Annotated in this window: 13 protein-coding genes; 10 read left to right on the plus strand and 3 right to left on the minus strand. The window is 45.9% G+C overall.

Translation table 11 applies throughout. The features are described 5' to 3' along the window. The first annotated feature begins 268 nt into the window (after window positions 1–268). The 3 genes from drmD (at window position 269) to QT974_RS00550 (ending at window position 8256) form a co-directional block, all read left to right on the plus strand. Window positions 269–3421, plus strand: a complete 3153-nt coding sequence (gene drmD, locus QT974_RS00540) for a DISARM system SNF2-like helicase DrmD (protein WP_333466596.1) — start codon at window positions 269–271, stop codon at window positions 3419–3421. A 51-nt stretch (window positions 3422–3472) separates the two neighbouring features. Further along, a complete protein-coding gene (locus QT974_RS00545) occupies window positions 3473–4075 on the plus strand; it encodes a hypothetical protein (RefSeq protein ID WP_333323168.1) in 603 nt (200 codons plus the stop codon). Between the two features lie 101 nt (window positions 4076–4176). Then, window positions 4177–8256, plus strand: a complete 4080-nt coding sequence (locus QT974_RS00550) for an Eco57I restriction-modification methylase domain-containing protein (protein WP_333466597.1) — start codon at window positions 4177–4179, stop codon at window positions 8254–8256. A gap of 197 nt (window positions 8257–8453) precedes the next feature. Here QT974_RS00550 and QT974_RS00555 read toward each other — a convergent pair whose 3' ends face one another. Together QT974_RS00555 and QT974_RS00560 are read right to left on the minus strand one after the other, a co-directional pair. Next, complete coding sequence (locus QT974_RS00555) at window positions 8454–8801, minus strand: XisI protein (protein WP_333466598.1); 348 nt, start codon at window positions 8799–8801, stop codon at window positions 8454–8456. Continuing rightward, window positions 8789–9205, minus strand: coding sequence for an element excision factor XisH family protein (locus QT974_RS00560; RefSeq protein ID WP_332968503.1), 417 nt, complete (start codon window positions 9203–9205; stop codon window positions 8789–8791). Before QT974_RS00560 ends, QT974_RS00555 begins: the two co-directional genes overlap by 13 nt. Window positions 9206–9363: 158 nt before the next feature. Here QT974_RS00560 and drmA point away from each other — a divergent pair, with 158 nt between their 5' ends. The 7 genes from drmA (at window position 9364) to QT974_RS00600 (ending at window position 22217) form a co-directional block, all read left to right on the plus strand. Next, window positions 9364–13164 (plus strand): DISARM system helicase DrmA, encoded by a 3801-nt coding sequence (gene drmA / locus QT974_RS00565; RefSeq protein ID WP_333466599.1) that lies wholly within the window; start codon window positions 9364–9366, stop codon window positions 13162–13164. A gap of 86 nt (window positions 13165–13250) precedes the next feature. Next, on the plus strand, window positions 13251–15116 hold the full coding sequence (locus QT974_RS00570) for a DUF1998 domain-containing protein (RefSeq protein WP_333466600.1): 1866 nt from the start codon (window positions 13251–13253) through the stop codon (window positions 15114–15116). Between the two features lie 96 nt (window positions 15117–15212). Next, the gene (gene dnaN / locus QT974_RS00575) at window positions 15213–16649 is read left to right on the plus strand and encodes a DNA polymerase III subunit beta (protein ID WP_333466601.1); all 1437 of its coding nucleotides are present in this window, start codon (window positions 15213–15215) and stop codon (window positions 16647–16649) included. Between the two features lie 131 nt (window positions 16650–16780). Beyond that, on the plus strand, window positions 16781–18190 hold the full coding sequence (gene dnaX / locus QT974_RS00580; protein WP_333466602.1) for a DNA polymerase III subunit gamma/tau: 1410 nt from the start codon (window positions 16781–16783) through the stop codon (window positions 18188–18190). Next, entirely contained in the window at window positions 18187–19173 is a 987-nt protein-coding gene (gene holA, locus QT974_RS00585) for a DNA polymerase III subunit delta (RefSeq protein ID WP_333466603.1), read from the plus strand. Before dnaX ends, holA begins: the two co-directional genes overlap by 4 nt. A 628-nt stretch (window positions 19174–19801) precedes the next feature. After that, window positions 19802–21100, plus strand: a complete 1299-nt coding sequence (locus tag QT974_RS00595; RefSeq protein WP_333466604.1) for a ParB/RepB/Spo0J family partition protein — start codon at window positions 19802–19804, stop codon at window positions 21098–21100. 490 nt (window positions 21101–21590) lie between these two features. Beyond that, window positions 21591–22217, plus strand: a complete 627-nt coding sequence (locus tag QT974_RS00600; RefSeq protein ID WP_333466605.1) for a hypothetical protein — start codon at window positions 21591–21593, stop codon at window positions 22215–22217. Between the two features lie 111 nt (window positions 22218–22328). Here the strand turns inward: QT974_RS00600 and QT974_RS00605 are convergent, their stop codons facing one another. After that, window positions 22329–23726 carry a type IV secretory system conjugative DNA transfer family protein gene (locus tag QT974_RS00605; RefSeq protein WP_333466606.1) on the minus strand — a complete coding sequence of 466 codons (1398 nt, stop codon included), beginning with the start codon at window positions 23724–23726 and terminating at the stop codon, window positions 22329–22331. Window positions 23727–23763: the final 37 nt, after the last annotated feature.

The raw sequence follows: 23763 nt of genomic DNA on the forward strand, positions 1-23763 counted from the left end.
AGGGCGATGCCTGTGGCTGGCTACGCCGGAGCCATCGAGTCAGCGCAAGCGCGATCGCCCTTGAAATGTGCTATTTTTTTAATCGTACTCAAGGGCGATTACAGTAATGTTTATATAAAGATAGCATGGGGTACAATAACAATACGGGACTAAAAGCTGAGAAAATTGTTAGGTTGCGATCGCACTCTTTATCTCATCAAAAAAGTTGCACCAACTTAAAACAGTGCCACACAGACGGAAGTAGTGCCAAAGTTTTCCAGAGGATGGTATGAGTTTAACTAGAGCAATTCCAGAACTGGGTCAGTTAGTCAAAGTGCGATCGCGCCAATACGTCGTCACCGAAATACGTCCAACTGCCATACCTGTTAATCCCATGCTGCCAGGGTTACAGCAGTTGCAAAACCTGGTGATGCTTTCCTCTGTGGAAGATGATGCTTTGGGAGAAGAATTACAGGTAATCTGGGAATTAGAACCGGGGGCTTTTATTCGCGAACGGATGGAACTACCGCCACCTACAGGTTTTGATGAACCCGCTAAATTAGACGCTTTTTTGGATGCGGTACGCTGGGGGGGCGCTTCAACTGCTGATATTCGTACTGTACAATCTCCCTTTCGCAGCGGTATTGATATTGAAGATTATCAACTTGACCCCGTTGTGCGTGCCATTCAAATGCCCCGCGTTAACTTACTAATTGCTGATGATGTAGGATTAGGGAAAACCATTGAGGCGGGATTAGTCACGCAGGAGTTGACAATTCGCCATCGTTGCCGCCGTATTTTGATTATCTGCCCTTCAGCGCTACAAATTCAATGGCGCGACCAAATGCGGGATAAATTTGGTTTGGATTTCCGGATTGTGGATAGTAATCTGATGAAGGAGTTACGGCGTTCTCGCGGGATTCATGTTAATCCTTGGCAGCATTTTCCCAGATTGATTACCTCGATCGATTTTATCAAGCGCGATCGCCCCCTGCGTCTTTTTCGCGAACTCCTACCCGCCGAAGGCGAACCCCTCTATCCCCGCCGTTTTGACTTGCTGATTGTCGATGAAGCGCACAACGTCGCACCATCCGGCGGCGGAAAATATGCAGTTGACTCGCTCCGAACGACTACAATTAGATTATTAGTTCCTCATTTTGAACACAAATTATTTTTAACTGCAACTCCCCATAACGGTTATCCCGAAAGTTTCACCGCTTTATTAGAATTGTTAGACTCCCAAAGATTTGCTAGGGGTGTTTCTCCTGACAAAAACCAACTGCAAGTTGTCATGGTGCGGCGACTGAAACAGGAGATGCAAAACTGGGATGGTTCGCCTCTATTTCCAGTAAGGAATTTAGCCCCTATTTTAGTAGATTATCCCGCCGCAGAACGGAGGGCGCACGCAGCTTTAAAACATTACACCGAATTACGCGGTAAAGGTGTGGCAGATAATACAGAAAAGTATGCCACTGAATTTGTTTTAAAACTGTTAAAGAAACGCTTGTTTTCTTCACCAGAAGCTTTTGCGATTACCTTAGCCCAGCACGAAAAATCTCTGACTTCAGCCCGCCGCCGGATTGCTACCACTTTATCACGACCAACTGAGGGAATTTTACGCCGTCAATTAGAACAAGTTGAAGAAGAATTCGCCGATGATGCGGTTTACGAAGAAGCAACCGATGAGGCAATTACTAATACTAGCAGATTGTTTCGCCCACTTTCGGCCGCAGAACAACAATTATTACAAGAAATGCGAGACTGGGCAGAAGATGCCGCCAAACGACCGGATGCCAAAGCTCAAGAGTTATTGAATTGGATTCATACTCAGATCAAACCTAATGGGAAATGGTCAAATCAACGGGTTATTATTTTCACCGAATATCGCGCCACTCAAAAATGGTTGTATAATTTATTAGCAGCCGAAAAATTAATCGAAGGAGACCGATTGATGACTCTTTATGGCGGCATGGTTTCGGAAGATAGGGAAAAAGTCAAAGCAGCTTTTCAAACCGACCCTGATATTTCCCCTGTGCGGATTTTACTGGCAACTGATGCAGCTTCGGAAGGGTTAGATTTACAGAATTATTGTTCTAAGTTGATTCATTATGAAATTCCTTGGAATCCGAATCGGATGGAACAGCGGAATGGCAGAATTGACCGTCACGGACAAAAAGCTCAGGAAGTTTTAGTTTATCATTTTGTCGGCAAAAATTATAAACAAAATTCGGTAACGGGAACTAAACCGGGTGATTTAGAAGGTGATTTAGAATTTTTAATGCGGGCGGCATTAAAAGTTAATAATATCAGAGAAGATTTGGGTAAAGTGGGTATGGTGATTGCCCAACAGGTAGAAGAAGCAATGTTAGGATATCGGACAACTTTAGATACTAGCAAATCTGAACGGGAATCGGAACCTGTGCGGCGGATGTTAAAGTTTGAGCGCAAAGTAAGAGAACAAATTGATAAATTGCGGGAACAATTAAACGAAACTCGCCAAAATTTACGGTTGACTCCTGATAATATAGAATCAGTAGTAAAAATTGGGTTAGAGTTAGCAGAACAACCGCCACTGATAGAAACTCAGATAGCAGGTTTAAAGGGAAAAGCTTTTTATTTACCAGCCCTAAAAAGCAGTTGGGCGATGTGTAGCGAAGGGTTAGCCCATCCCCATACCAAGGTGATTCGCCCCATTGTTTTTGACCCAGAATTAGCCCAGGGTAAAGATAATGTGGTGTTAGCACATTTGAATCATCGGTTAGTACAAATGTGTTTGCGCTTGTTGCGGGCTGAGGTGTGGTCTGGGGAGGAAAGAAAATGCTTGCATCGCGTGACGGCGAGGTTAGTTTCTGCTAGTTCGGGGTTGGAAACTCCGGCGGTGGTTGCTTATGGTAGATTGGTGATTTTAGGAACCGACCAACAACGGTTACATGAAGAGGTGATTGCGGCGGGGGGAATCTTGAAGGATGGGAAATTTACCCGGTTGAAAGTGATGCAATTGCAAAAGGCGTTAAATGCAGTTTTACCAGACGCAGCGCCAGATAGCGTTCAACAAAAATTTGCAAATTTTTGGCCGAATTATGCCGATGAATTGCTGAAAAATTTGCAGGCGCGGATGAGTGAGAGAACTGCTAGTTTACAGCGGGATTTGCAGAACCGGGCTGATAAAGAGGTGGCGGATATTACGGCTATTTTAACTGAGTTAAAGCTTAGTATTGAAAAAGAGTTTGTTGAACCGGAGTTTAAGCAATTGGAGTTATTTAATACAGAAGAAAAGGCACAGCTTGAGCGAAATGTCAGTAGTTTAAAGTTGAGGATTGAGCAAATTCCTCGCGAGATTGAACAGGAAACGGGGATGATTAGGGCGAGATTTGCTAATCCAACGCCGCGATTGTTTCCTTTGGCGGTTACTTATTTAGTTCCGCAGAAACTTGTGAGGTAAATTATCATGTTGATTGAGACAATTTATCATCAATTTTTAGGAGTGAGGCAAATGGCATACAGCGATTTTAAGTTAAATGAAGTAAGTCAACGGTTTGGTTTGACGGTGAATGAAGCGTCGGGAATGTTTGCGGATGTACCGGAAGCAGAATGTAGCGATTTACTGGTGACAATTCTCGGTGAAAATGTTGATTTGGCGGTGGCGATTAATACGGAAAAAGCGCGTTCGGAAATGATTATTAGTCCAGTTTTGTTAGAGATTAGGCGCAAATTTAAGGGTCAAATTAGCTTATTTTCGGGGGTGGACTTTACGGTTGATGTCCAACAAGGTTTAAATGGCTTTTGTGATTTTATCATTAGTTCATCGAAAGAACAGTTATTTGTTCGCGCCCCGGTAATTACGCTGGTGGAGACGAAGAATGAAAACTTAAAATCGGGGTTGGCGCAGTGTATTGCGGAAATGGTAGCAGCACAGTTATTTAATGAACGACAAGGAAATGAAATCAAAAGTATTTATGGAGTAATCACCATCGGCACGATTTGGCAATTTTTAAAGTTACAGGATAAAGTAATTTCGATCGATCTAAGCGAATATTATATTAAGGATATCAAGAAAATTTTAGGTATCTTAGTCAGCGCCATTCAACAGCAATAAAAACCCGACTCCCGACTCCCGACTCCCGACTCCCGACTCCCGACTCCCCACTTCCGACTCCCGACTCCCCACTCCCCACTCCCCACTCCCCATTACCCATCATGTCTACCGCACGTCACCACGCTGAATGGTTATCTCTGGTTGAAGCTTCCGGGCCTTTTTTAAGTTTACCGGTATTGCTGAAAGTGTTTCCCAGTGGGTTAGATGCCCATGACTCGGAACATTTTAAGCTGTTACGGTTAGCCTATGAAGAATGGCAGGATAATCAACTCGGGGCGCGTCCTGAAAAAGCGATTCATCGCGCTTGGGTGGAATTTGTTTTGCGGCAGACTTTGGAATTGCCGGAGGAGGTATTGTTAGAAGGGCAGCGCATTCCGCCTGGGTTGCAAACCACTGTTGCACAACAGGGCGAAACTCTGCGGCCGGATTGGGTAATTGTTAATCCTCAAGAAACACCTAATGCAGGGACGCCCCGGCTATTAGTTCAGATTGTACCTGCCGAACAGGATTTGGAGAAACCTTTGGCAGGACAGCGCTGGAAAGCAAGTCCCGCGACTCGGATGATGGAATTATTGCACGCTGCTAATGTGCGGTTGGGGTTAGTAACTAATGGCGAACATTGGATGTTAGTCAATGCGCCTAGAGGTGAAACCACGGGTTTTATTTCTTGGTACGGGACGCTGTGGTTGGAAGAACATTTGACGCTGCGGGCGTTTCGCAGTTTGTTGGGGGTGAGGCGGTTTTTTGGGGTGGATGACTCGGAAATACTGGAAACTTTGCTAATTCAAAGTATTAGCGACCAGCAAGAAGTTACTGACCAATTGGGTTATCAGGTACGGCGGGCGGTGGAGGTGCTGGTACAGGCGTTAGACCGCATCGACCAAGATAGAAATCGCACTCTTTTGCAAGATATTTCGGAACCTCAGCTTTACGAAGCGGCGCTGACGGTGATGATGCGTCTGGTGTTTCTGTTTTCAGCGGAGGAACGGAAGTTGATTCCTTCGGCGGGGGGAGAAGCGCTTTATCACGAATATTATGCGGTTTCTACCATTTCCGCTAAGTTGCGCAGCGATGCAGATAAGTTTGGCGAGGAGGTGTTGGAACGCCGCAGCGATGCGTGGTGTCGGTTGTTGGCGACGTTTCGCGCTGTGCATGGGGGAATTCGCCACGATTTGCTGGATATTCCGGCCTATGGCGGCAGTTTGTTCGACCCGGACAGATTCCCGTTTTTGGAGGGGCGAGTGCGGGGAACTCGCTGGCAGGAGATTTCTGCTGAACCTATCCCGGTGAACAATCGGATTGTGTTGCATTTGTTGGAAGCGTTGCAAATTTTGCAAATTAGAGTGGGCGGGATGCTGGAACCGCGCCGGCTTTCGTTTCGGGCGCTGGATATTGAGCAAATCGGTCATGTCTATGAAGGCTTGCTGGACCATACGGCAGTCAGGGCAATGTCTCCGGTTTTAGGATTGATTGGGACGCGGGAACGGGAACCTGAGGTGGCGCTTCGGGAGTTGGAACGGCTGCAAGCCAAGGGCGAGGAGGATTTGGTCAAATTTGTCAAAGAGCAGTCGAACAAGTCCCCTCCTGCGCTGCGTAAGGCTCTCTCAGCGGAGATTTCGTCAAGGGTGCAGGAGCGGTTGCGGGCGGCTTGCAACAATGATGGGGAATTGTATGAGCGCGTTTTGCCGTTTGCTGGATTGATTCGCCTGGACACGCTGGAGTACCCAATGGTGATTCCAGAGGGCAGCGTCTACGTCACCCAAGGTTCAAATCGTCGGGAAACGGGGACGCATTATACACCGCGCAGTTTAACTGAGCCGATCGTGCAATATACCCTGGAACCGTTGGTTTATGAAGGGGTGGCAGAGGGGAAGCCGAAGGAACAGTGGCGGCTCAAGTCAGCGAAGGAGTTACTGCAACTCAAAGTCTGCGATATGGCGATGGGGAGTGGGGCGTTTTTGGTGCAGACTTGTCGCTATTTGGCGGAACGTTTGGTGGAAGCGTGGGAAGGGTTGGAACGGGAAAATCCGGGGAAGGTAGTGATTGCGCCGGAGGGGACTTTATCTAAGTTTCGTCCTGATGAATGTCCGATTCCGAAAGATAGCGAGGAACGGTTGACGGTGGCGCGGCGGATTGTGGCGGAACGCTGTCTTTACGGGGTGGATAAAAATCCTCTGGCGGTGGAGATGGCGAAGTTATCGCTGTGGTTGATTACATTAGCAAAAGCGCGTCCGTTTACGTTTTTAGATCATGCCTTCAAGTGGGGGGATTCCCTAGTTGGGGTGAATTTGGAACAGTTGCGCTACTGGAATTTGGACACGACGGGTACGCCTGCTTTGTTTGCGGATAAGATTCGCCGGGAGGTTGAACAGGTTATTGAGTTGCGGCGGCAAATTGCAGCGAAACCTGGGATGACGGCGCAAGACCAAACGGAAAAGGCTTATTTGTTGGCGAAGGCAAATGCTGTTGCCAATGATTTGCGCGATGGCTGCGATTTGCTGGTTGCTAGTTATTTTAACGATTTGTCTGATGTGGAACGAGAAGGGTTAAGGCAAACGCTGTTAACGGTGTTTCGGGATGGGGCGAGTGTTTCTGAAAAGGTGCGTCAGGTGCTGCCAGATTTGGAAAAGTTGCGCCCGTTTCACTGGGAGTTGGAGTTTCCAGAGGTGTTTTTGGGTGAGGGACGGGGTGGATTTGATGCGATTGTTGGAAATCCACCGTTTATGGGTGGATGGAAGATCACGGGTATATTGGGTACAGACTACAGAGGATTTCTCTTAAAAAGAGTAGCAGATGGGAAAAAAGGTGCCGCTGATCTATGTGCTTACTTCTTTTTAAAAGGAGAACAGATACTTAAAATTAATGCTAGTTTTGGTCTAATAGCTACGAATACATTAACTCAGGGAGATAGTCGTGAAGTTGGTTTAGATCAGTTAGTATCAAAAAAATGTCTAATTTTTCGTGCTGTTTCTAGCAAAAAATGGCCTGGAAATGCTAGTTTAGAAGTTGTTAAAGTATGGCTTTATAAAGGGATTTGGAAAGGTAAGTTTATACTAGATGAAAAAAGCGCATTAGGAATCACATCATTTTTAACAATTCCTGGCAATACAATAGGAAAGCCTTATAAATTAGTAACTAACATAGATAAATCCTTCAAAGGTTCAGACGTTTATGGAATGGGTTTTCTGTTAACACATGAAGAAGCTAAGTATTTAATCCAAAAAGATTCTCGGAATGAAGAGGTTTTATTTCCTTATTTAGGTGGTCAAGATTTAAATTTTTCTCCCGATCAATCTCCGAGTAGATGGGTCATTAACTTTAAATGCTGGCCTTTGGATGCTGAGAATGATGATCCAAATGAGCCTAAAGGACCACCCTATGCAAGTGATTATCCAGACTGTTTAGCGATTGTAGAACAAAAAGTCAAACCTGAGCGAGAAGCTTTAAAAAATACTCCTGATAGTCGCAAACTTAAACAATTTTGGTGGCAATTTAGCAGAACAAGACCCGAGCTTTATTCTGTAATTGCAGATATGAAGAGGGTATTAGCAAGAGCAAGAATTGCTAATATCCACTCCATAGCTTATATACCAAGAGGCTGGATATATAACGAAAAGGTAGTCCTTTTCCCTAATTGCTCATTTGCGCTCATCCAGTCAACAATTCATGAAATTTGGGCAAGAGAGTATAGCTCTAGCTTACGAAATGATATGCAGTATACTGCATCAGATTGCTTTGAAACCTTCCCCTTCCCCTCATCAACCTCAAACCTAGAAGAAATTGGCGAAAAATATTACACCCACCGCCAATCCATCATGCTTTCTCGCCAAGAAGGATTAACCAAAACCTACAACCGCTTCCACAACAGAGACGAAACCGCCCCCGATATTCAACAACTGCGAGAATTGCACGTAGAAATGGATAACGCCGTCGCCGCCGCCTACGGTTGGCAAGACATAGACTTAGGGCATGACTTCCACGAAACCAAACAAGGATTGCGCTACACCATCAGCGAAACCGCACGGCGGGAAGTGCTAGATAGACTCTTGCTGCTGAATCACGAACGCTACGCCGAAGAAGACGCCCAAGGGTTGCACGACAAAGGGAAGAAAAAGGGGAAAAGTGGGGGTAAAACTGCTAAAAAACAGGTATCATCTGAGGGACAGTTAAGCTTGTTTTGATTAGCAGATGAAACCAACGTTCGTAGTAGGGACTTCAGTCCTTCTCGCACTAAAGTGCTTACTACAAACGTAAAACGTTCGTAGTAGGGACTTCAGTCCCTTTAGCACTAAAGTGCTTACTACAAACGTAAAATGTTCGTAGTAGGGACTTCAGTCCCTCTAGCACTAAAGTGCTTAGTACGAAATTTATTCTACTTTTAGCCCACTGCATAATCACTCATTTCCCGCATGAAAGGAGGATAAAAACCTAACACAATATCTTGTTTTGGTACACCAAAATTGACTAAATCTGCTGCAATATCATGTTCTGTTGAATTGTAAAAAATCCAGATTTTCTCATTGCGAATATCAAGATGTATTATACAATCATGCACCCAGCGTTTATGCTGCCAACCCAGATGCACAATTTGATAGTGATTTCGCTGTGTATCAAAGATAGTTTCAACTTCAATATCACCATAAGCTGGCTTAATTTCTGCGTAATCCATCAATAATTGCTGTACAATTTGCTGATAGTTGGTTAATCGATCCGTTAGTTTTTCCATTGTGAAATTTGCTCCAGTTCAATGTCGTAAATAATCAATTTTACGGAATTTTCTTGCAGCATTGATGCTGGAAAATCACGTTGAAAGAAGCTGTTATAGATTAAATCGGGTATGGCTAAATAGAGAATGCGATCGGGTTCTTCACGACGCAATGCAGCCCGATAGTTAATAAACTGCCCCAGTGCTGTATGAAACTCAGAAATTGCCGATGCACTAGCTAAAAAACTTTTGACTTCTACCGCAATTTTCTCATTTCCTCGCTCTGCTGCCAGTAATCGTTCTGCCCCCAAGTCAATTTCCATATCTACACCGCCCACTTTAATTTTAAGTGGATCGTGAGTAACATTCCACCCATCCTTAGTAAGAGCAGTCTTAACAACTTGATGAAAACGATCCTTAGCCACAATAGACGATTTGATATAAAGGTGCAATTTAAAACTATCACATTTAGTGAAAGATGGTGCGTTAAGCGTAGCCGTGACGCACCCTACGTATTTAAATGTGGTATTATGCTAAAATGCTAAATTGCTAATTTATGAATATTACGAAATATTGCAATGTTATGAATATTATCCAACTCCCTGCTATACTACCTGGCAACTTAGACCTCGCAGCGATTAACGAACAGTTAAAAAATCGCGCCGCCCAACTAGATTGGAGTAGCGTCATTTCTGCCAACGAACAACATTTAGCAGTTTTATTAAAGGGTCTTAGCTTAGATGATAGCGATGTCATCGACTTAGAAAATCCTACCATGTCCGATAACATTGCTCAAAAAGTTGTACATTATTTCAATACCCATCCAAATATTGAAAAGAATACCAATCAAAATAGTGGAAACAATCATCCTTCTATTTTAGAAACGCCAACTTATTATCAAATTCGGGCAGAATTAGAACAAGCAATATTAGATGATTTACTCGGCCCTGCGGGGGGAGACTATGAAGAAATAGACGAAATGCGAGTTAGCGATCGCTATCTCGTCGGATTAATCGCACCTAGCGATCGGCATATCGTACCCGAAGAACTCGAAGAAACGCCCGAACAAATGGATGAATTAGCCGTTTCCGGTAGCGGTACTTTAGAAGAAGGCACAACCGAAAGTAACATTCCCCCCGCCGAGAAAATGTTTCCCTCTGCAATTGGCATGACTTTTTGTGTTGATGGAAATGCCAAAGCAATTAAAGTAAAAGCTGGGTGGGGACAATACGAAAAAGGGAAAAGCGAAAGCATCCAAACTTCTACCGGTGAAGCAAAAACCCTGTGGCGGCGCTACCCCATTCGAGGAACTTCACCGGATATTATCTTAAAAGCAGGCGCGATCGATCCTTGGCAAATTGATGCAGAAAAAGCAGTATTCGTTCAAGGTCAAATTCGCCAACAGCATCAAGATTGGATCGTAACTCTCTTCTTAGTCAACGGACAAAAAGAACCGGAAATCAGACGCGATAGCGCTTGGTTATTTCAACCAGAATTAAGCGTTGAATCTGCCGATCGCAATTATCCCGATATTTTCATTAAACGGCGGCTGAAACGCCAACTCGGTAAACTCAACCCCGTATTATTTGCCGAAGAACAAGCAATGGCGATGCAGTACCGCGACTGCATAGAATTTGCCGTCGGACACGGGAGTGGCGTACACGCGGAATTTGCAGGCGGAAATTGCGATGGGGAAGCCGGCAAAAAGCATCGGGCTATCCGCCTTGCTACTAAAGTCGTCCCCGCTTACGAAATACCCCAAACTACGCCGCCAACTATTGAAGAAATACCGGAACTGGCGGGATTAATTTTAGATATGAAAGAACTAGCAGAAATTCCAGATTTATCAACTGCTTTAAGTTCTTTAACTATTGCTTATAGTGAATGGATTGCCCAACAAACTGCAAAAATTGCCGACTCCACCGCCGATTTAGGCGATTATCAGGATGCGGCAAAATCGGCCTTGGCAAATTGTCAAATAACTTGCGATCGGATTCAAGCAGGAATCACGTTATTACAAACAGATTCTCAGGCTGCTGAAGCGTTCCAATTTATGAATCTCGCGATGTGGAAACAGCGGATTCACTCAATTCATGCAGAAAATAAACGGCGCGGCGAAGCCAGCGAATGGGATAATATTGATATTCCCAAGAATCGCACCTGGCGACCGTTTCAGTTAGCTTTTATCCTGCTAAATCTTCCCAGTATCACCGAATTAGACCACCCCGATCGGTGTCATCCCACAGATGCGATCGCAGATTTACTTTGGTTCCCCACCGGCGGCGGTAAAACCGAAGCCTATCTAGGATTAACAGCTTATACTATCGGACTGAGAAGATTGCAAGGAAATATTGCCGGACGTTCCGGCGCAGCAGGGGTTGCTGTCCTGATGCGCTACACCCTCCGCCTCTTAACATTACAACAATTTCAACGCGCCACAACCTTAATTTGTGCCTGTGAAGACATCCGCCGCCAAGATGAAAATAAATGGGGAAAAGAACCGTTTAGAATTGGGTTGTGGGTAGGGATGAAAACCACACCAAACCGAACCGAACAAAGCAATGAATTTCTCAAACAAAAACTCGGACAATACCAACCGACTAGCAGCGGTTCCCCCCATCAATTAACTAACTGTCCTTGGTGCGGTTCTCAAATTGACCCCGGCAAACAACATATTAAAGTAGAATCCTTTGCCAAAGGACAAGGACGCACTTTAATTTACTGCGGTGATGCTTTAGGCAAATGTTTGTTTACCCAAAAACAATCTCCCGCCGAAGGTTTACCCATTGTAGTTGTAGATGAAGAAATCTACCGTCGTTTGCCAACATTAGTGATAGCAACTGTTGACAAATTCGCCCAAATGCCTTGGAATGGTGCCGTACAAATGCTATTCGGGCAAGTAGACGGATATTGCACCCGTCACGGTTTTCGTTCTCCTGAAATCGAAGACGCAGACTCTCACCCCAGTAAATACGGACTCCCTACTGCTAAAACTATTCCGACTAATGCCTTGAGGCCGCCAGACTTAATTATTCAAGATGAATTGCACTTAATTAGCGGCCCTTTAGGAACCCTAGTCGGACTGTATGAAACCGCAGTCGATCGACTTGCATCCTGGGAAGTCAACGGTAAAATAGTCCGTCCCAAAGTAATCGCTTCCACTGCGACAATTAGACAAGCCCGCGACCAAGTGCATAACCTATTTTTGCGCCAAGTGCAAGTTTTTCCCCCCCAAGGATTAGATATTGAAGATAACTTTTTTTCCTGCCAGCGTCCGCCTTCTGAGGATTATCCCGGCCGGCGTTATTTGGGGATTTGTGCCACGGGAAGGCGATTAAAAGCAGCATTAATTCGCGTTTATACGGCAGTATTGGCAGCCTCTCAATATTTGTTTGAAAAATATGGCGATCGGGTTGACCCTTGGATGACCTTAGTGGGTTATTTTAATTCAATGCGGGAATTAGGAGGAACTCGGCGTTTAGTGGATGATGACATTCAATCTCGCTTAGGAAAAACCGATCGCAGAGGGCTAGCCAAACGCCTGAGACTGGAAGTAGAAGAATTGACATCGCGCAAAAATTCTACCGATATTCCGATCGTATTAAATTGGTTAGAAACTCCTTTTTCCGCAGAGAAGTCCAACAAAAATAACAAGCGCAAACCGTTAGATGTTTTACTAGCTACTAACATGATTTCTGTTGGCGTAGACGTAAAACGTTTAGGCGTAATGGTAGTGACAGGTCAACCCAAAAACACTGCTGAATACATCCAAGCAACCTCGCGGGTAGGGCGAACTTTCCCCGGTTTAGTATTTACTGTTTATAACTGGGCGCGACCGAGAGATTTGTCTCATTACGAGCAATTTGAACATTATCATGCTACCTTCTATCAGCACGTTGAAGCCCTCTCAATTACACCTTTTGCCCCCCGCGCCATCGATCGAGGGTTAGCTGCTTTATTCGTTTCTTTAGTGCGTTTGGCAGGTAGCGAATTAAACGCTAATGATAAAGCAGGCAGGGTTTCTCGCCACCATCCTTATGTGGAAGCTGCTATTAATGCGATTTGCGATCGGGCTGCGGCAGTAGGAGATACTAAAACCCGCGATTTAGTAAAACAGGAATTAGAAGCTAAATTAGACTATTGGTTGGCAGAAGCAGCGGATGCGACGGGAGGAAAAATATTAGGATATCAGACTAAAAAAGATGGAGTGACAATGGGATTATTAGAACAACCAGGACAAAGCAATTGGCAATCGTTTACTTGTTTAAATTCCTTGCGAAATGTTGAACCGAATATTGGATTAATTTTAGACGATCGCATTCCCGATGATGACGATCGTCCCGCCCGATCGATGAGTGAAACTCCCCCGATTAATGGTTCGTAGTAAGGACTGAAGTCCTTCTTCTACCAAGGACTAAAGTCCTTACTACAAACCTTATCGCTTAAGTTCACCATATATTAGTTAATACGATGACAACAAATCAATTCCCTTCTAAAAACAAAGTCGGCGAACTCCGACCCAGCCAAATTTTATTCTCTTCAGGCATTGGTTCTATTGTAGATTTACCCAACTTATCAACAATGGTAATGGGATTAGATGATTGGGAACTCACTCACGCCTCAGAATTAGGAGAAGCCCGGTTACTAGCAGCAGTGCAAAAAGAAATCGGCGATCGAGTCAAAAAACTGCTAACACCGCCTATATCTGAATCAAACAATACCATCCCTAACTTATTTGATGAAAGCGCCAAAGTAGGCATTCCCGTTTCACCTTTCCCCACCTGGGTAGTTTGTCCCCAATGTCGATTACTTGCACCTTTAAAATCGGGACTATTTGAGTTAAAACGCGATCGCCACCGACCCGACCAAAATCGCTACATTCACAGTAATTGTCGCACATTTTCTCCAACAGTTATCCCTGCCAGATTTTTAGTAGCTTGCCAACACGGACACTTAGATGATTTTCCCTGGCACTACTTCGTTCATAGAGGTAACAGTAATTGCAAAGGTTCTCTGCGTCTCTATGAATATGGCATCTCCGGTTCTGCTACTGATATTGAAGTAAAATGCGATAGTTGCGGTAAATCTCGCCGAATGTCCGATGCCTTTGGCGAACTTGGTAAAATGAATATGCCTCAATGTCGCGGCCGCCATCCCCATTTACGCAACTTTGCAGAAGATGGATGTACCAAACAAATGAAAAGTATCTTACTCGGTGCATCAAATAGCTGGTTTCCCATCACCCTTTCCGTGCTCTCGATTCCCACTACTATTAATCAACTCGGACAACTAATTGATAAACATTGGGCTGTATTAGAAAAAGCTATTACAATTGACATTTTAGCTGCTTTCCGCCAAATCGGTCAACTCAAAGAATTTGCTAAATATTCAGATGCCGAAATCTGGAAAGAAATTTTACAAAAACGTCAAGAAACAGGTGAAACCGAAAGCCACGATGTGAAAGATATCAAAACCCCAGAATGGCAAGTTTTTTCTAATGCCGATACCAGTTTAAATAGCGCTGACTTTTGGTTAACACCCGTCGCCGCCCCTGATGGCTACGAAGCTTATTTTGAAAAAGTTGTCTTAGTAGAACGCTTGCGAGAAGTTCGTGCTTTAGTTGGTTTTACCCGCATTGAATCCCCTGGTGACTATGCTGAAACAGGAGAATTACCCGAAGAATACTGGGCTCCTTTGAGTCGTTCTGAACCTACATGGGTGCCAGCTTCTGAAGTGCGCGGCGAAGGTATTTTTATGCAATTTCAAGAGCAAATATTACAAAAATGGTTATCCAGTACACCTGGATTAAAAAAATACGAACAACAAAGCTTTGAAGCGCATCGTCGTTGGCGCAGGGCGCGTTCCTTAGATCCCGATACTAATTTTCCCGGTATTCGTTATATTTTACTTCATTCCTTCGCTCATGCTTTGATGCGACAATTAGTAATAGAATGCGGTTATAATGCTGCTAGTTTGCGGGAACGCATTTACTCAAAAGATCCGAATGAAGATAATGGTCCAATGGCTGGTGTCTTGATTTATACAGCCGCACCAGACAGCGAAGGTACGCTAGGGGGATTAGTCAGTTTAGGTGAACCGGGTATTTTTGGTCGTCATATTGACCGAGCTTTAGAACAAATTGGTTTATGTGCTTCTGACCCTTTATGTGCAGAACACAGCCCTTTACAAAATACAACTTCTTTGCATTGGGCGGCTTGTCATGCTTGTTTGTTTAGTCCTGAAACATCCTGCGAACGGGGCAATAAATATCTCGATCGGACTTTGTTAATTCCTACTATGAATGCTGATTTATCAGAATTAGCTTTCTTTCAATAATCTTATATCTAAAATCGAGTGACAAGCTGAGTCGTGCGAGCTATTCTCCGGGCAGCTAGCGCTGCCCCCGCTTAGCAGCTATTTGAACGCACGAAGATGCAAACCAAATCCCGCACCGCGACAGCTAAAAACCGAAAAAAAGAGAGCGGATTTTCCAAAAGAAAACCCAAGGCAAGTGTTCCCTTAGAACGAACCGAACCTTTGGTCGAAGATGAACCAAAACTAGAAGAAAAATCCGATCGCAATTCTTCCAATAGCGCAGGCGATTCTCCCCAGCTTTTGCCAGCAGAAATTAAGCTCGTCTGCACGCAAGACAATTTAGCCAACCATCTCGAACTTGTCAGCAAAGCTGTCCCAGCAAAACCCACCCACCCCGTGTTAGGAAATGTCCTCTTGGTCGCTTGCAAAAAAACGCAGCGAGTCCAACTCACAGTCTTCGACATGAGCTTGGCTATTCAAACCTCCTTTGATGCCAAAGTGATATCTCCCGGCGACATGACCATTCCTGTCGGGCTACTTAGCGATATTGTCGGAAAATTCTCGCCCGGAGATATCACTTTGGTCAGTCGCGAAGCCTTGAATCGCGAAGGTGAAGATAGCGAAGATAGCGGGAATAGCGCTACCTTGCCAGAGGCTGTTAGCAACAGTCCAGTTGCTACCCTAATCGCTGCTTGCGGTCGCTATCAAGTTCGAGGGCTTTCGAGTGAAGAATTCCCTGCCATTCCTGAAGTAAAAACAGCGCAAACAATTTGCATCCCCGCTGAAACGTTGAAAGAAGGCCTGAAAGGGTCACTGTTTGCCACCGCTACCGATGAAGGCAAGCACATCCTGACAGGTGTTTACTTCAAAATCGGCCAAGATAGCCTCGAATTTGCTGCCACAGACGGCCACCGTTTGGTTGTCCTCAATACTTCAATTCAAGGTTTTTCTAAGAAGAAACAAGCGGAAATTGCACAGCCTCTAGAGCTTACAGTCCCAGCTAAATCGCTCGCCGAACTGGAGCGAATTTTATCGAGCAGGACATCCGCTGACCCAGTAGAGCTTTCTTACAGCACTGAGAGCGCTTTGATAGAATTCCGGTGGGGAGCGCAGCGCTTAGTAACGCGCTGTTTAGAAGGCACATACCCAGCTTATCCCGATTTATTGCAGCAGGATTTCCAACATCAGGTAACGCTGGAAAAAGCACCTTTCATCAAAGCTATAGAGAGAATTGCTGTGCTGGCAGACAAGAAAGAAAAAACGCTCAGCATCCGCATTAATAGCGAAGCACAGCAAGTGTCACTGTCGCTTTTCAGAGAATTTGGAAACGGCTTGGAACAGATGGCGGCGCACGTTAACTCAGACGGCAATTTTTCAATTTCATTCAACATAAAATACCTGTTGGAAGGTGCAAAAGCAATCGCTAGTTCCCAACTCCAAATGCACCTCACTCAGCGCGACGGTCCCGCCATTTTAGTTCCTGCTGGCAACCCCTCCAAGCCCAACATCCTAATGGATGCCAAATACTTGTTAATGCCGATTTTCAAAGAATGATGTCTTTTGCATAAAAGGCTCGCTTGGCAGAAGTAAAAATATTGAGTTTTTTACTTCTCTCTTCTTCTGAGTGCAAACTCCGCAAATAGGACTCTAATTCTCAGCAAACAATTACACCTAACTATTCAATCATGTACGCAGCATTGCCTCAAAAATACCGCCCTCGTAGCTTGTCTGAACTGGCCGGACAGGAGTACATCCAAAGGACACTTTCCAATGCGGTCAAAACTAATAAAATTGCTCCGGCTTACTTGTTCGCCGGCGAACGGGGAACGGGCAAAACTTCAACGGCCCGCATTTTAGCTAAATCTCTCAACTGCACCAGTGCAGACAAACCCACAGTAAAGCCGTGCGGCAAGTGCCAGTCCTGCCGCTCGATTGAAAAAGGCAGCAGCTTAGACGTTGCTGAAATTGACGCGGCTTCCCACAACGGTGTAGATGACGCTCGCGCCCTGATCGAGCGATCGCACTTCGCACCAGTTATCAGCCGCTACCGAGTGTTTATTTTAGATGAAGTTCACTGCCTAAGTTCCCAAGCTTTTAACGCTCTTCTAAAATGTTTGGAAGAACCTCCGCATCATGTAGTGTTCATCTTGTGTACAACAGAGCAACACAAAGTGCTGCCAACAATTAACAGCCGCTGTCAAACGTTTCTGTTTCGATCGCTGCCAATCCCAGCCATTGTCAAACAGCTAACAATGATAGCTGAGAAAGAGTCAATTGCAATTGCCGAAGCCGCTAAAATTGCGATCGCCCGCGCCGCGAATGGCGGGATGAGGGACGCCTTGCAGTTGCTCGATCAGTTGAGCTTATTAGGAGAGGAAATTACCAGCTCTCACGTATTGGAGCTGTCGGGGCGGATACCGGAGTCGGATTTAGTTGCAATTTTGAAATCGACCCGCACCGGCAACGCGCTGAAGCTGCTGCAACTGTCCCGCGAACTCATTGACAGCGGGAAAAGCCCTAAAATGCTGCTGGCGTCGCTGCTAGCCTGCTACCGGGACTTGTTGCTTGCAACGAGCGTGCCGGACTGTTCGCTGATGCTAGTTAGCGGCATTTCGCACTCGGCCCTGATGGAAATTGCCTCTGCTTGGGACTGCAATGCGATCGCTGCTGGTCTCGAACAGTTGCAGGCTTCGGAATGGCAGCTCAGCAAGAGCGCTCACCCAACGCTGTGGCTGGAACTCTGCTTGCTGGGATTGGCAAAGGTGCCACAATTAAAACCCCACGCCACACAGAGCGCTCTTGCTAACCCCAGGCAGCCCGACCGCACCCAGAAGCTGCCCACCTCCTCCAAGTTGCGAGATCCTCGTTCCTTCGAGCGAGCCATTTGGGAAAAAGTGCTCTCAGCAACTTCTGAGAAGAACCGTGCTTTACTCTGTGCCGCTTCCCTGGTAGCACTGACGGAAAAGAAAGCGGTGCTGGCCGTGCCCGCCCAATACCTGGACAAGTTCAACCGGAACGCGGCTAAGGTGCAGAAGATATTTCTGGCTGCAACGGGCGTCCGCTATCTTGTGTCGTTCGAGGAGAAAAACCCATGATTAGCTTGCTGATAGGGGATGACCTCCACGCGATTCACAAAAAGCTTTCTGCCTTTAAAAAGAACCTCGACCCCGCTTGGATTGGCTTCAATTATCACCGCTTTGATGCTTCGGCATTGAATGAGGCGGTTGACTGCGCCCTGACTCCCGCCTTGGGAACGGAAAAAGCAAAGTTAGTGGTGGTAGAAGGGTGTAATTTCAAACAGTTTACTGAAGAAGCGCTGGAGGTTCTCCAGTTGCTCCCGCAGGTGCCGCAAAAGACGCACCTGGTTTTTGTAGCGCCTTCCATTGACAAACGCCTGAAGGTGGCAAAATTTCTGCTTTCTCAAGCTAAGCTGTTCGAGTTCGACCTTATTCCCCCCTGGCGAACGGATCTCATTGCCCGATCGATCCGAACTCAAGCTTTGGCAATAGGGCTATCGCTGAACTCAAATGCTATTGATTATTTGGCGGTTGCGATCGGCAACAATCCTGCTCGCGCTGAATCAGAACTGCACAAGTTGGCGACCCTGAGCAGCGGCGCGAACCTTACTTTAAACCAAGTGCGATCGCTGGTTCCTTCAACCACTCAAAATAGCCTTCAGCTTGCCGAAGCGCTGAGGGAAAATAACTCTAAGAGAGCAGTCTATTTGCTGCTTGACCTTTTGGCAATAGAAACTTTCCCGCTGGCGATTTGTGCGACGCTGATTGCTCAATTTAGAACTTGGTTGTGGGTGAAAGCGGCGATAGTTGGAGGAGTTAAGCAAGACGCTGAAATTGCCCGGATTTGTCAAATTGCCAACCCGAAGCGAGTGTACTTTCTGAAAAAAGAAGTAGCTGCTGCTTCTCTAACATCCCTTTCGTCTGCGGTGTCCCTGTTGCTTGACTTAGAGGGTTCGCTGAAGCTTGGGCGTAAAGGGGATTCCATGTTGCCTGCAATTCTGGCGATCGCCCAACTGTTTCCTCGTAAGAAAGCAAGCAAGCGCGAAGTAGAAGCGATGTAGGGGCGATGTAGAAGTGATGTAGAAGTGATGTAGAAGTGATGTAGAAGTGATGTAGGGGCGATCGCGAGTGTTCATTCCCCTTGTTTAACTAATGCAAGAAGTTAAACGGGGGAATTTTTTATTTTTTTACCAAAACACATTATAAAACTTATTAATTAAACTAAAGTCACTCCAATGTTAATGCTTGCTACTCAAAAAATAAAACCCTCACAGAGATGCCCTAAATGTGGAAAAATTCGTAAGAAATGGGCTAAAGTATCCAACAGACATTATGTTTGTAGTAATTTTAATTTTGAAATACAACGTGATAAAGGCTCTGTTATAATTAATTTTAATTCCTTCTCCACTTTTCTCATATACGCTATCATAATAATTAATAATTGTTTAAAAAGTGTTAAACATAATAGTCTTTTCTTATACCATAATGTAGCGCATTGCTAGTTTAAGAAATATGCTATTCTTAAGAATGTAAAAGCAGGGAACCTTTTGACAGTGAAGGCGACCTGCCGATACAGCCCGCGCCGCCCCGACAGAGAATAACCCCAACTTTCTGTTAGGAAACCTTATTGGGTTTAGCAGGCAAAGGTACAAAGCCCCAATCCCCAAATAAACAACCAGGGCTATCCAAATGAATAAAAATGAAACTGTGTCGCTCTCAGTCAGCGACGCGATTCAGCATATTGGTCTTGACCAACTCAAGCCTCACCCTCGCAATGAGGAAATTTACGGGTGCACCGAAAGTATTGCTGACCTGGTAGAGTTGATCCAACTCAAAGGCTACGTCCAACCGCTGACCGTCAAAACAGATGGCACGATCGTTAGCGGCCATCGGCGGTGGAGGGCGCTAGCAGCGCTGGGCTGGAAGTCTGTCCCAGTTATTGTCTGCCACTTCCAGACTGAAGATGACGAGCTCTTCGTCTTGGTGGCAGAAAACCGCCACCGCCACCAAAGTCCAGTACAGAGAATTCGGGAAGGAATTGTTGTGGAGCCTATAGCTAGAGAGCTGAGGAACAGACATGCTGCCAAGAAAGCTCCCCACCAAGCTGCTGACTCAGCAGAGCAGCCGTCGGACAACCAGCAACCGCTGATGGAAAATTTTCCATTGAACCCGATCGACTTGGGTCTGACTCCAAGGGAAATGGAACTGACGGAAAATATTGTGGCGGCTATAGTCGGCTTAGGGTGCGGCAGGAACTACAGGAAAGGGCGCATTGCCGTCAAAGCAGCCGACGAGCTCAAGAAAGATCGCCCCGAATTGGCTGCAAAGTGGTTGGACATTATTAATGACCACAGCATAGATGTGGGGTATCAACTTGCGAAGATGCAAGAGGACAAGCGAGTAGTGGCGTTGGCTGCGATCTCGTCGGGAGCAGCGAAAACCCCGAAACAAGCTAAAGCTCTGATTAAGGGTGCTTTGAGAAAATCTTCCGCCTCGAAGAAAACCGAGGGCAGCATTAGTAGCGAGCCGGTTCAAGAAAGCGATTGCGGTGGAGAATGTAAAACTTGCACTCCTTGCGAACCAATTACGGGTGAGGGAGTCAAAACGCGCTTTGGTTCAGACAGCGCGGGGGCATGGGTCATGGTCAAAATTCCTTTTATTCCTACTGAAAAAATAGCGGAAAGGAAGTGGAATGGATTTTGGGGCCGGATTGTGGAGGTTGGAGCGACTTTGAAAGTCGATATGGGTTCAGAGGTGGTGTCGCTCCTTCAATCAGATGTGGTGGCGATATTGAACCCAACGCCGAGTTTTTGCTCAATAGCTGAGCGAATTCTTAGGCTGCAAAGCTTCGGCACGGTGTACGAGTTTGGGAAAATCGTCTTGAACAGGATGCAGAGAAAAGTGGTTTGGGATGCTGCAGCGCTAGCTTATCTGGATGCTGTGGAACAGGTGGAATTGGCGCGGCGGGCGATCGAGCAGGCTTTGTAGTAAGGTTCCTTTTTACTGAAACTAACCGATGATCTGTTTGCCAATGAGTTTGAATGTGCGATCGCACAGTATTGAGTGCTGCTGCGTCGCAGTTTAACTCGTCGCTACCATAGCCGAGCAGTGCAACCTATAACTGTTTGGCTCGTTTTTTCGCTTCCGGGTCTGACGCGGGTGACAACGCCTCTGAAACCTTGATAGGTCAATCGTTGAGGCTCCTTAACCTCGACAAGCATGATGACTGCTTGAGAGGGTTATTAACAATGTTCCTGGGCAGCAATGGCGTAGTCGCAGGCATTGAGACATCGCCCTTAAACTGAAGTTCCCTGTACTCGAAACCCTCTCAAGTGGCGATCGCCCGTGAGTATTTTTCTTGAGGTCGCTCAACTCTTATTTATAAATATTTGATAACCAAAATGTTCATTATCAATAAATAGCATCCAGGCGACTAGCGTCGCGCCCTCTGGGTAGGCTGTAACTGTCTTACCCACCTATGCAATTAATCACCCTCACTGATTTAAATTTTTTAGCCAATCCGACACAACTAACAGTTCCCATTGAATTGAAACAAGAGGAATTTCAACTAATAATGAAACAAACTTTCTTGAAACTCCCCACTGAACCGCTGCTACTTGCGGAGCCAAAAGTGGATAAGTGGATTATGGAAGTTAGTTTGCTATTTCCAGAGGTATTTGAATGGGAACCTCCTACATTCTTAGTCGATACTCAGTTTAGCGCTAGGCTTAATAAAGATGTATGCGTACAAATCAACGCCAATGCAGCTTTTCTTGAACGTCAATCCGTCCATTTAATTGAATGGGCAATCCGCCATCCTGCATTAAATTGGTCTGACCGAGTAAAATTGTGGACAGCAGCCGAATCTCTCTCGCTGTCGCCAGAAAATATCAAGCTAACCGTGTTAGCACTGCACCCCGCCCATCCGGGGACGAGGCATGAAATCAGTTGGGACAGCCGGCAACACGCGCAGGCGAAAGACTGGCTCGCGTCCGCGCTGGCAGGACAGGCGAGATGGCCTGTTGCTGCTCGAAGAACATCACCGCCTGCTTGCGCGTCCCTAACTCATTTCGACATTGAGGGAATTCCAGAGGTAGAGATTTAGAAACTATTGTCGCAGCCGCTCAGAATGCGATCGCGGCTGTTGCTATCCGAATTGAGCCCAACTTCTAGGTTAAGGCCAATGGAAAATTTTCCATTGGCTCCCACACGCCCGCTAGCGCTTGCCAATACTGCCAGTGGCAAAAACCCGCCTAGAACGCCCAGTTTTACTGACAACTGAGTCTAGCGGGTCAGAGCCAAATTTATTGCCTGAAGCTGGCGGCATCGGCGATTGGGATGGAACGTTACCTCCGGCGTCTGGCAGAGGCAGCATCCGTTCTGCTTCCTCAATGCGATCGTACAAAGCGGCTGTAAGCTGGTCAAGACTTGCAAGTTGCACCCGACTCTCCAGCCGGAACCTGACCTCTGTATCCCAGAGAGCCTCGCTCTCGCTTTGCCGCTGCAAATCGGCTTTGGGAATGGGTATGGTCAGCGCGTAAGGAATTGACCCCTCGCCGCCGGAACTGTAACCGGGGTTCGTAATTACACACCGTCCCTGGGGGAACCGCAAAATTTCGTCCACCGAAAACAACGGCATTTTTTGAAGCGACTCGTTCCAACTAATAGATTGATTGCTTTGAGATTGGCCGCCCATTGAACGGCTGGTGGACTTGCTTTTGAGCAAAACTTCTTTTTCTCCGTAGCGTTCGGAGTATTTTTTTGCAGTATCAGTGTTACCCGGATTGAATAAAATATGAGTGCTGCAAGCAGAGGCGATCGCCGCCCCCATTTTCTCTCCGTACCCTTCGTACAGTTGTTCCAAACTCTGAATTCCTAGAATGAAACAAGCTCCATTCGAGCGATATTCGTTAATCCACTGCGGCATCCGATCCAATCGAATGGAGGGAAATTCATCGAGTGAAATAACCAGTGGATCTTTCCGAGGGCGACTTAAGTTGGATACAACGAGGAGGTGAATCGCGGCTGCTAACAGAGGCCCCACGACGGAGCGCCGCTCGTCATCTAATTTGAAAATAATCATCTGTCGGCCTTCTATTTTCGTTGGGATGTCCGACTTTCCCAAAAATGCTCGCAACAGGTCAGCTTGGATAAAACTGCTGAACGTTCCGGCCGCCGTAGTCAGAATTCCTGAAATAGTTTTTTCTGCTTCCTTAGCGCTCAAAAATTGGTTGAAGCTGGTAGCGACCCACTCATCGATTCGACGGGATTGAACCGCATAGTCAATCCGCTTTACCAAATTTGGCAACCTCAAAATTGCATAGAGCATTGCCATGTCTGGATACCTAGAACCCTTGACTAATTGAAGGAGTGCTTTAGCCAATAAGTCTCCAGCTTTAGAGAAAAACTCATCACTTTTTCCATTGCCTGCACTCGCATTTCTATTAATAACCTGACCGATTTCCCCAGCCATGACCGAATCTTGAGGGGACTTCATAAAGTCGAGGGGATTAATGATGCCTGAATAAGGTTCTCCCGGTGCAAATACCGACACTTGGTAGCCATACCGCGCTGCCAGAGGTGCGTGGAGTTTGAGCTGGTTACCTAAGCACAAACGTCACCGTTTGTACTCGGCTTCAAAACCGGACATA

Origin of the sequence: Microcoleus sp. BM001215392 (assembly GCF_036700185.1) — a bacterium.
GTDB lineage: Bacteria > Cyanobacteriota > Cyanobacteriia > Cyanobacteriales > Microcoleaceae > Microcoleus.